This is a genomic window from Actinomadura rubrisoli (assembly GCF_004349215.1).
Lineage (GTDB): Bacteria > Actinomycetota > Actinomycetes > Streptosporangiales > Streptosporangiaceae > Spirillospora > Spirillospora rubrisoli.
Genome location: NZ_SMKU01000362.1, coordinates 1 through 9529 on the forward strand (window position 1 = coordinate 1; position 9529 = coordinate 9529).

Genomic DNA, 9529 nt, shown 5'->3' on the forward strand with positions numbered 1-9529 from the left:
GTTTGGGGGGCGGGGTTGGCCCTGGGGTGTCCTCGCCTCCTGCCCTTTACTGCGCTCTTGGGCGTTTTTACCCGTGCGGCGTTGGTAGCCTCGGCCTGCCACGCCCTCTGTGACATTCCTTGACCCTGGCGTGGCCGTTCACAGATGGAGGCTCTATGGACGTGGTGCTGACCCTCCTTGTGGGGACGGTCTCCCAGGCCGACGCCCTGCTGATGGAATCCCGGCAGGTGATCGGCCTGATCGCTGCGGTCCTGGCCGCCATGCTCGCCGCCCAGCTCGGCTGGCACGGCACCGACCGGCTCATTGCCTGGCGTCAGAGGCCCGATGAGGACTAGGCCGTCCTGCGAGCGTCCCTGGGGCGGGACTGACTAGCATGGTTTCGACGCGACTGGCGCAGGCAAGGTGGGGCACCACCGGGGAGCGAACTTCAGTCCGGACACCGCGCGCCTGGGTGGACGGGGCCTAAGCCGGGACCCGGTTCCGGATGTCCCGGCCTTACCAGCGCGGAGGAAACCGTATGACGGCACAGATTCTGGACGGCAAGGCCACCGCCGCGGAGATCCGGTCGAACCTTAAGAACCGTGTGGAAGTGCTCCGGGAGCGTGGTGTGTCCGTGGGGCTTGGGACGGTGCTGGTCGGGGACGACCCGGGCAGCCACTCCTACGTCAACATGAAGCACCGCGATTGCGCCGAGGTCGGGATCGAGAGCATCCGCCGTGATCTGCCCGCCGACGCCACGCAGGAGCAGGTGGAGCAGGCCGTCGCCGAGCTGAACGCCGACCCCGCCTGTACCGGCTACATCGTCCAATTGCCGCTGCCCAGGGGGTTGGACGAGCAGCGCGTGCTGGAGCGCATCGACCCCGCGAAGGACGCCGATGGGTTGCATCCGATGAGCCTCGGCCGACTCGTGCTCATGCAGCCGGGGCCGTTGCCGTGCACGCCGAAGGGGATCATCGAGCTGCTGCGCCGGTTCGACGTCCCGATCAAGGGCGCCGAGGTCACCGTCGTCGGGCGCGGGCTCACCGTGGGGCGTTCGCTCGGCCTGCTGCTGACCCGCCGCACCGAGAACGCGACCGTCACCCTCTGCCACACCGCCACCCGCGACCTTGCCGCGCACACCCGCAAGGCCGACATCGTCGTGGCCGCGGCGGGTGTCCCGGGCCTCGTCACGGCCGACATGGTGAAGCCGGGCGCCGCCGTCCTGGACGTCGGGGTGTCCCGGGTGGACGGCAAGCTCACCGGGGACGTCGCCGCGAACGTGCGAGACGTCGCCGGGTGGGTCGCGCCCAACCCCGGCGGGGTGGGCCCGATGACCCGCGCCATGCTCCTAGCCAACGTGGTCGAGGCCGCCGAACAGGCGCCAGCCCCCTGACCAAGCCCGACCCGGGCACTCGCACCCGCCCGCGCGAGACCGCGGCCCGAGCCGAGGTCCTGCACCGTCCGCACTGTGGCCGCCGTCGCCTGGGCCGCGGCCCGAGCCGAAGCTCCGCACCGCCCGCACGAGGGGCACGGCTCGAACCGAGTCCCTTCACCGCGCGCACGATGCCACAGCCCGAATGGAGGCCCTGCACCGCGCGCACGAGGGGCACGGCCCGAACCGAAGCCCCCAGCATCGTCACCTCAACCACTGCCCGAACCTCAGCCCCGCATCACCCGTACGAGGCCACCGTCACCTTGGCCACGGCCCCGGACCTCAGCGCCGCACTATCGTCACTTCGACCACTGCTTGAACCTCAGCTCCCAACAGCCGAAACGTTGCGATCGCGTGCGAAGCCCAGGTTCGAGCGAAGCAAGAACCTGATCGCGAAGCGAGCCGCCAGGCGAGACGAAGCGATGCCAGCGATCGCCGAGTTCCCGCCGAAGGAAGGCGCGCCAGCGCCGACCGCCAAGGGAACTCAAATAAACAGAGCGGTCGCCCTCGTGTTGCGCTGCCGGAGAGGGCGACCGCACGATCATTAGCTGGCCCGGCGGCCTGCGGTGCTCGGGGCCCGGCCCGGGCCCGTGACGTGGCCGGGAACGTGTCCCGGCGCACCTGGTCTGCGCGCCTCCGCAGGGCTCCTGACCCCGGTCGTCCGGCCGTCCATCGGCGGACGGCTCTGCTGGGGGACGTGCACCGGCGGCAGCGGACGTACGAGGCCCATCGCGATGACCTCGTTGGCGAGCCGCGTTCGCCGGTTGGCCCCTTCGGGGATCCGGAACTTCTGATAGAGGCGCAGCAGGTGCTGCTTCACCGCCGCCTCGGTCACCACGAGATCACTGGCGATCTCGCGGGCCGTGGCGGGGGCGACGAAGGCCTCGTCCGAGAGGGCGGGCCGGCAGAGCGAGGTCAGGACGTCGACCTCGCGGCGGGTCAGTTCGGGGGCGACGGCACGCCGCAGTTCGACGTCCGGATCGACCTCCTCCCGGGGGATGCCCCCCATGCGGCAGCGCGCCGTGCCGAAGCTCACGACGTCGCCGTCCTCCAAGACTCGGCGGGCGATCGGCCGGCCGTTGACTCGTGTTCCGTTACGGGACAGGCCCATGTCGACGACATACACGTACGGGCCCCGCCGAACGATCTCCGCGTGCAGACGGGACACACTCGGGTCGTCGAGGCGGATGTCGACTCCTCTCCCTCTCCCGACCGTCGTAACGTCGGGGCGCAGCGGCACCACCAGCCCGCTGTCCTCGATCCGCATGAACGGCCCCTCCACGGCAGTCCTCCCAGCTAGTTAGCGACCCCTGTCTGCCGGGTTACCCGGGCGCGTCACCGTCACACCCTCCTACTGGCGAGTAGGACCGATGGCACAAGGCATTTGGGGCTCATGGGCATCTCCCGTACCCCATCCGTCCCTGTCACTGGGTGTGCACCCCGCGTGTCCGGAAGTGGTCTCGATGCGCTTGAAGGGCCGGTCAGGCAATGGTCACCGTGCGGACGATGGACATCGTGCGGCGATGTCGTGCCGTCGCCGGATTGGGACTACCGTGAGGAGCCACGCAACCGTTCAGAGCCGGAGGGGTCACGCACCATGAGCACGGAGGTGCACCGGCGGAGGCGCAGGGCGCCGCGCGGCAGGAGCGCCGCACCGCACTGGCTCGGACGGCTGCCCTACCTCTTCGTGCTGAGCGGTGTCGCGGGCGGGCTCGCGCTGTGCGCCCTCGACCACTTCCGCAAGGGGTCCGGGCTCATGGCGGCGGCGCTGCTGCTCGGCGCGCTCGCGCGGCTGCTGCTGCCCGAGTCGCAGCTCGGCCTGCTCGCGGTACGCAGCCGTCCCGTCGACTGCTGGACGCTCGTGATCCTCGGCGAGGGGATCGCGTTCGTCGCGCTGAGCGTCCCGCCGACGGACAGGACCGGGCTCCTGCTCTCCGGCGCGTTCGGCGTGCTGATCGGGCTCGTGATCGTCGTGCGCGGCGTGACGCTGCTCGTCACCCGGCGCAGGGGCGGTCCGCCCAGGTAGCGGGCCTGCGGCCGGACGCACGCGAGGCCAGGTCTAGACCTCATGACCACCTCGGCTAGCCTTGCCAGTTGAGCCTTACAAGGACTGCTGGCCGGTGTAGGAAAGGGACAGCAACAGCATGCCCAAGATCAAAGTAGCGGCCCCGGTCGTCGAACTCGACGGCGACGAAATGACGCGGATCATCTGGAAATTCATCAAGGACCAGTTGATCCTGCCTTACCTCGATGTGGACCTGAAGTACTACGACCTGGGGATCGAGCACCGTGACGCCACGGATGACCAGGTCACGATCGACGCCGCCAACGCCATCAAGGAGCACGGCGTCGGTGTGAAGTGCGCCACCATCACCCCCGACGAGGCGCGCGTCGAAGAGTTCGGCCTCAAGAAGATGTGGCGTTCCCCCAATGGAACGATCCGCAACATCCTCGGCGGGGTGATCTTCCGTGAGCCCATCGTGGCCTCCAACATCCCGCGGCTGGTGCCGGGCTGGACGAAGCCGATCATCATCGGCCGCCACGCCCACGGCGACCAGTACAAGGCCACGGACTTCGTCGTCCCGGGGCCGGGCAAGGTGACGATCACCTACACGCCCGAGGACGGCTCCCAGCCGATGGAGTTCGAGATCGCGGACTTCCCGGGCGGCGGCGTCGCCATGGGGATGTACAACTACGACGCCTCCATCCGGGACTTCGCCCGGACGAGCATGCGGTACGCGCTCAACCGCGAGATGCCGCTGTACATGTCGACGAAGAACACCATCCTCAAGGCCTACGACGGCCGCTTCAAGGACCTCTTCCAGGAGATCTACGAGGCCGAGTTCAAGGCCGAGTTCGAGGCCAAGGGGCTCACCTACGAGCACCGGCTGATCGACGACATGGTGGCGGCCGCGCTCAAGTGGGAGGGCGGCTTCGTGTGGGCCGCCAAGAACTACGACGGCGACGTCCAATCCGACACCCTCGCCCAGGGGTTCGGCTCCCTCGGCCTCATGACCTCGGTGCTCATGACCCCCGACGGCAAGACCGTCGAGGCCGAGGCCGCGCACGGCACGGTGACCCGGCACTACCGGCAGCACCAGCAGGGCAAGCCGACGTCGACGAACCCGATCGCGTCGATCTTCGCCTGGACGCGCGGCCTGGAGCACCGGGGCAAGCTCGACAACAACTCCGAGCTGATCGGCTTCGCGCGCGCCCTCGAAGAGGTCTGCGTCGAGACGGTCGAGGCCGGTCAGATGACCAAGGACCTCGCCCTGCTCGTCGGCGCCTCGACGCCTTGGCTGACCACGCAGGAATTTTTGGAGGCCCTCGACATGAACCTCCAGAAGAAGATGAACGGATAGTATTCGACCGAACGCCCCGCGTTAAGGCGGGGATGGTCCCGCCTGGGTGGTCAACCAGGGGGTCTCCTTTCCGTGCTCCCCGCGCATACGGGGGTGACTTGGTCGGCCCCGCTGTCGCGGGGATGAGTACGCCGAAGGCCGTCCCGGAAACCTCGGGGCGGCCTTCGGCGTTCCGGGACATGCCAGTCGGCGTACCTGCCGGACGGGAGCCCGGGGGTGCGCGATAGCCTGAGCCCGGTGAAATATCTCGACGGCGAGAGAAAACGCGCGGCGGCGCGTCTCTCGGGCGGTCGGGTTCCAAGGATGGCCGCCTGAGCCCCGTCAGGTCACAGCAGGAGAAGAAGGCAATGACGCGCACCCCAGTCACCGTCACCATCACCGGCGCCGCGGGCCAGATCGGCTACGCGCTGCTGTTCCGCATCGCGTCCGGCCAGCTGCTCGGCGCGGACGTCCCCGTCCGCCTGCGGCTGCTGGAGATTCCGCAGGCGGTGAAGGCCGCCGAGGGTACCGCCATGGAGCTGGACGACTGCGCGTTCCCGCTGGTGTCCGGCATCGACATCCTCGACGACGCCGCCAAGGCGTTCGAGGGCGCGAACGTCGCGCTGCTGGTCGGCGCCCGGCCCCGGACGAAGGGCATGGAGCGCGGCGACCTGCTGGAGGCCAACGGCGGCATCTTCAAGCCGCAGGGCGAGGCGATCAACGCCGGCGCCGCCGACGACATCAAGGTGCTGGTCGTGGGCAACCCCGCCAACACCAACGCCCTGATCGCCCAGTCGCACGCGCCGGACGTCCCGGCCGAGCGGTTCACCGCCATGACCCGCCTCGACCACAACCGCGCGCTGGCGCAGCTGTCGAAGAAGGCGGGCGTGTCGGTCGCCGACCTCCGCAGGCTGACGATCTGGGGCAACCACTCGGCGACCCAGTACCCGGACATCTTCCACGCCGAGATCGCGGGCAAGAACGCCGCCGAGACGGTGAACGACCAGGGCTGGCTGGAGAACGACTTCATCCCGACCGTCGCCAAGCGCGGCGCCGCGATCATCGAGGCGCGGGGCGCGTCGTCGGCCGCGTCCGCCGCGTCCGCCGCGATCGACCACGTGCACACGTGGGTGAACGGCACCGCCGAGGGCGACTGGACCTCGATGGCCGTCGTGTCGGACGGCTCGTACGGCGTCCCCGAGGGCTTGATCTCGTCCTTCCCCGTCACCACGAAGGACGGGAAGTGGGAGATCGTCCAGGGGCTGGAGATCAACGACTTCTCGCGCGCCCGCATCGACGCCTCCGTCCGCGAGTTGGCGGAAGAGCGCGACGCCGTCCGCAAGCTCGGTCTTATCTGACACGAGAGTCCACGACGAGCCCTGGGCCTGGAGGTCTGGGGCTCGTCTTCGTGGTGGCGCTAGCGGGTGCGGTGGGCGCCTGGGGAGGGGCGGGCTTCTAGGAAGTTCGGGGGTGTCCAGCCTCGGGCGGCGTAGGCGGTCGTGATCGCGTCGCGGACGCGCGGGGCCCGGTCGGTGGCGGTGAGGACGATCACGGAGCCGCCGAAGCCGCCGCCGATCATGCGGCCGCCGCGCGCGCCGGCGCGGAGCGCGGCGTCGACCGCCGCGTCGGCCTCGGGCCAGGAGATCTCGAACTGGTCCCGCAGGGACAGGTGGGAGGCGTTCAGCATCGCGCCCAGCTCGGCCGGCGCCCCGGCGCGCAGGAGGCCGGCGGCGGCCTCGACGCGGTGGTTCTCGGTGACGACATGCTGGACGCGGCGGCGCAGCACCGGGTCGCGCAGCGAGCCGAGGGCCCCGGCCAGGTCCTTGACGTCGCGGAGGGCGGCGACGCCGAGCAGCGACGCGGCCCGCTCGCACTCGGCGCGGCGCCGTCCGTACTCGCCGCCCGTCAGGGTGTGGCCCGCGCGCGTGTCGACGGCCAGCAGGGTCAGCCCGGCCTCGGCGGGCGCGAACGGGACCTGCGTGGACAGGCCGCTGCGGCAGTCGAGCAGGAGCGCGTGCCCGGCCGTGCACAGCAGCGACGCGGACTGGTCCATCGGCCCGCACGGCATGCCGGCCTGCTCGTTCTCGGCGCGCTGCGCCAGCCGGGCCAGCGCGGGCCGCTCGATCTCGACCCCGTGCAGGTCGCAGAGGGCGAGGGCGGTGGCGCACTCCAGCGCGGCCGACGACGACAGCCCGGCGCCCTGCGGCAGGTCGGAGTCGATCAGCAGGGACGCGCCGCCCGTCCCGTGCTCGCGCAGGACGCGGGCCACGCCGACGGGGTAGGCGGCCCACGCCCGGTCGGACGGCCGGCCCTCGGCCGCGACCGGGCCGCCCGCGACGGGCGCGGTGACGAGCGTCCCGCCGGTCTGGAGGGAGCGGACCTCGATCACGCCGTCGTCGCGGCGGGACCCGGCCACCGACACGCCTTGCGGCAGCGCGAACGGCAGTACGAGGCCGTCGTTGTAGTCGGTGTGCTCGCCTATCAGGTTGATGCGGCCCGGGGCGTGCCAGACGCCCTCGGGCGCCCGCTGGAACGCCTCGGCGAACGCGGAGGCGAGCGCGCCGGAATCGAGCCCGGTCGCGGACCCGGCGGGCCGGGTCATCGGGAGCGGAGGAAGGTCCAGGCGTCTTCGACCATCGCGCGCAGGTCACGCTCGGGCTTCCAGCCCAGCTGCGACTGGATCTTCTCCGAGGACGCCACCAGGACCGCGGGGTCGCCGGCGCGGCGCGGGCTCACCACGGCGGGGATCTCGCGCCCGGTCACCTCGCGGCAGACGTCGATGACCTCGCGGACGGAGTTGCCGGTGCCGCTGCCCAGGTTGAAGATCTGGTGGGAGCCGGGCGCGCACGCCTCCAGCGCCAGCAGGTGCGCCCTGCCGAGGTCGATCACGTGGATGTAGTCGCGCACGCAGGTGCCGTCGGGCGTCGGGTAGTCCTCGCCGAACAGGCTGACGGACTCCCGCTCGCCCTGCGCGACCTTCAGCACGTTCGGGATCAGGTGGGTCTCGACGGCGTGCCGCTCGCCCTGCCTGCCGTAGGCGCCGGCGACGTTGAAGTAGCGCAGCGAGACGCCGCCGACGCCGTGCAGCCGGGCGTACTCGGCGAGCGTCGTGTCGATCGCCAGCTTGGACGCGCCGTACGGGTTGGTCGGACGGGTCGGGTCGGTCTCCAGGATCGGCGTGGACTCCGGCTCCCCGTACGTCGCGGCCGTCGAGGAGAACACGATCCGCGGGACGCCCGCGACGCGCATGGCCTCCAGCAGGACCAGGGACTCGCCGAGGTTCTTCTCCCAGTACAGGCCGGGCTTCTCGACGGACTCGCCGACGAGGGACTTGGCCGCGAAGTGCAGGACCGCGTCGAACCCGGCGCCGCCCAGCACCTCCGCCGCCGTCTCGCGGAGCGTTCCCCGCACGAGCCGGGCGCCCTCCGGCACGGCGTCCTCGTGCCCGGTGGACAGGTCGTCCAGCACGACGACCTCGTGTCCCGCCTCCAGCAGCAGGGCGGAGACGACGCTGCCGATGTAGCCGGCGCCTCCGGTGACGAGCAGCTTCACGAATGAACCTCCATGGCGGTGTGGCGGGGAACCGGGCGGGCGGGTTCCGTCCAGGCTATCCGGAACCCCGAACGGGGAAGGTTCAACGCATGGATCGGACGCCGCGTGTGGAGCAGCCGCCGTCCCGGCCGCCGGGGCGCCTCGCCCGGCCGCTGGTGTGGCTGCTGTCGAGATCGACCGATCTGGTCGTGCGGCTGGCGGGCGGCGACCCGCGCGCCCTGCGCGAGGAGCTCACGGCGGAGCGGATGCGGGCGCTGGTCGCGGAGAACACCCAGCTCACCGCGGACGAGCGGGCGCTGATCGGGGAGGTGTTCGCGGCGGGGGAGCGGCCCCTGCGGGAGGTGCTGGTGCCGCGCACCGAGGTCGAGTTCCTGGACGCGGCGCTCCCGCTGCACGCGGCGGCGCGCATCGCGGCGGGCAGCCCGCACTCGCGGTTCCCGGTCTGCCGCGACTCCCACGACGAGGTGATCGGGTTCGTCCACATCCGCGACCTGCTGGTGCCGAACGGCCCGGACGGGGACCGGCCGGTCGGGCGGCTGGTGCGGCCGGTGAAGTTCCTGCCGTCCACGAAACGGGTGCTGCCGGTGCTGTCGGAGATGCGCCGCGAGGGCTGCCACCTGGCGATCGTCATGGACGAGTACGGCGGCGTCGCGGGGATCGTCACGCTGGAGGACCTCGTGGAGGAACTGATCGGCGACATTCGCGATGAATATGATGTGCAGGACGCGCAGGCGCGGCGCCTGCACGGCGGCGTGGTCGAGGTGGACGGTCTGCTCAACCTGGACGACTTCGCCGCCGAGACCGGGATCCGGCTGCCCGCCGGGCCCTACGAGACGGTCGCCGGCCACATCATGGCGGTCCTCGGCCGCGTGCCCGCCGAGGGCGACTCGGTGCGGGCGGCGGGCCGCGATCTCGCGGTGGCCCGGATGGACGGCCGTCGGGTCGCGCGCGTGCGCGTCACGCCGCGGGCGACGCCGCCGGTCATGCCGGTGGTGCCCGCGCCGCCGCCCGCGGCCCCGCGGGCGGTCACACCGCACGAGGCGCCGGCCCCGAACGGGTCCGGCCCGAACACCCCCGCCTTCGGGGGCGCCGCGAGGGACGGAGGTCCGGCCGAGATGAGCGAGACGCTTCCCGGCGGCACCCTGGCCGGCGACGGCGCCTCCGGCGACACCTGAGAGAATCGGTCCGTGCACATGCCCGAAGCGTCCAGCCCCACCTCCGGCCC

9 protein-coding genes and 1 riboswitch are annotated in these 9529 nt (G+C 71.4%); of the genes, 6 read left to right on the forward strand and 3 right to left on the reverse strand.

The window, feature by feature from the left end:
• The first annotated feature begins 155 nt into the window (after positions 1-155).
• A complete protein-coding gene (locus E1298_RS39470) occupies positions 156-335 on the forward strand; it encodes a hypothetical protein (protein WP_131902499.1) in 180 nt (59 codons plus the stop codon).
• A 39-nt stretch (positions 336-374) separates the two neighbouring features.
• Positions 375-460: riboswitch (ZMP/ZTP riboswitch) on the forward strand.
• 57 nt (positions 461-517) lie between these two features.
• Positions 518-1372 (forward strand): bifunctional methylenetetrahydrofolate dehydrogenase/methenyltetrahydrofolate cyclohydrolase, encoded by an 855-nt coding sequence (locus E1298_RS39475; RefSeq protein WP_131902500.1) that lies wholly within the window; start codon positions 518-520, stop codon positions 1370-1372.
• Between the two features lie 583 nt (positions 1373-1955).
• Here E1298_RS39475 and E1298_RS39480 read toward each other — a convergent pair.
• On the reverse strand, positions 1956-2693 hold the full coding sequence (locus tag E1298_RS39480; RefSeq protein ID WP_131902501.1) for an FHA domain-containing protein: 738 nt from the start codon (positions 2691-2693) through the stop codon (positions 1956-1958).
• A 315-nt stretch (positions 2694-3008) separates the two neighbouring features.
• On the opposite strand from E1298_RS39480, the gene E1298_RS39485 reads away from it, so the two are divergent.
• From E1298_RS39485 to E1298_RS39495, 3 genes are all read left to right on the forward strand, one after another.
• Entirely contained in the window at positions 3009-3437 is a 429-nt protein-coding gene (locus E1298_RS39485) for a DUF3017 domain-containing protein (RefSeq protein ID WP_131902502.1), read from the forward strand.
• 118 nt (positions 3438-3555) lie between these two features.
• Entirely contained in the window at positions 3556-4773 is a 1218-nt protein-coding gene (locus E1298_RS39490) for an NADP-dependent isocitrate dehydrogenase (protein WP_131902503.1), read from the forward strand.
• A 347-nt stretch (positions 4774-5120) separates the two neighbouring features.
• Positions 5121-6110: a malate dehydrogenase gene (locus E1298_RS39495; RefSeq protein WP_131902504.1), complete on the forward strand. Its 990-nt coding sequence runs from the start codon at positions 5121-5123 to the stop codon at positions 6108-6110.
• 59 nt (positions 6111-6169) lie between these two features.
• Here the strand turns inward: E1298_RS39495 and galK are convergent, their stop codons facing one another.
• Entirely contained in the window at positions 6170-7354 is a 1185-nt protein-coding gene (galK, locus tag E1298_RS39500; RefSeq protein ID WP_131902505.1) for a galactokinase, read from the reverse strand.
• Positions 7351-8304 (reverse strand): UDP-glucose 4-epimerase GalE, encoded by a 954-nt coding sequence (gene galE / locus E1298_RS39505; RefSeq protein WP_131902506.1) that lies wholly within the window; start codon positions 8302-8304, stop codon positions 7351-7353. Before galE ends, galK begins: the two co-directional genes overlap by 4 nt.
• An 89-nt stretch (positions 8305-8393) precedes the next feature.
• Here galE and E1298_RS39510 point away from each other — a divergent pair, with 89 nt between their 5' ends.
• Positions 8394-9479 carry a hemolysin family protein gene (locus E1298_RS39510; protein ID WP_243726096.1) on the forward strand — a complete coding sequence of 362 codons (1086 nt, stop codon included), beginning with the start codon at positions 8394-8396 and terminating at the stop codon, positions 9477-9479.
• Positions 9480-9529 lie beyond the last annotated feature (50 nt).

Coding starts and splice junctions, on each gene's coding strand:
- E1298_RS39495 (WP_131902504.1), top strand. CDS start 5,121: ATGACGCGCACCCCAGTCACCGTCACCATCACCGGCGCCGCGGGCCAG.
- E1298_RS39510 (WP_243726096.1), top strand. CDS start 8,394: ATGGATCGGACGCCGCGTGTGGAGCAGCCGCCGTCCCGGCCGCCGGGG.
- galK (WP_131902505.1), bottom strand. CDS start 7,354: ATGACCCGGCCCGCCGGGTCCGCGACCGGGCTCGATTCCGGCGCGCTC.
- E1298_RS39490 (WP_131902503.1), top strand. CDS start 3,556: ATGCCCAAGATCAAAGTAGCGGCCCCGGTCGTCGAACTCGACGGCGAC.
- E1298_RS39475 (WP_131902500.1), top strand. CDS start 518: ATGACGGCACAGATTCTGGACGGCAAGGCCACCGCCGCGGAGATCCGG.
- E1298_RS39470 (WP_131902499.1), top strand. CDS start 156: ATGGACGTGGTGCTGACCCTCCTTGTGGGGACGGTCTCCCAGGCCGAC.
- E1298_RS39485 (WP_131902502.1), top strand. CDS start 3,009: ATGAGCACGGAGGTGCACCGGCGGAGGCGCAGGGCGCCGCGCGGCAGG.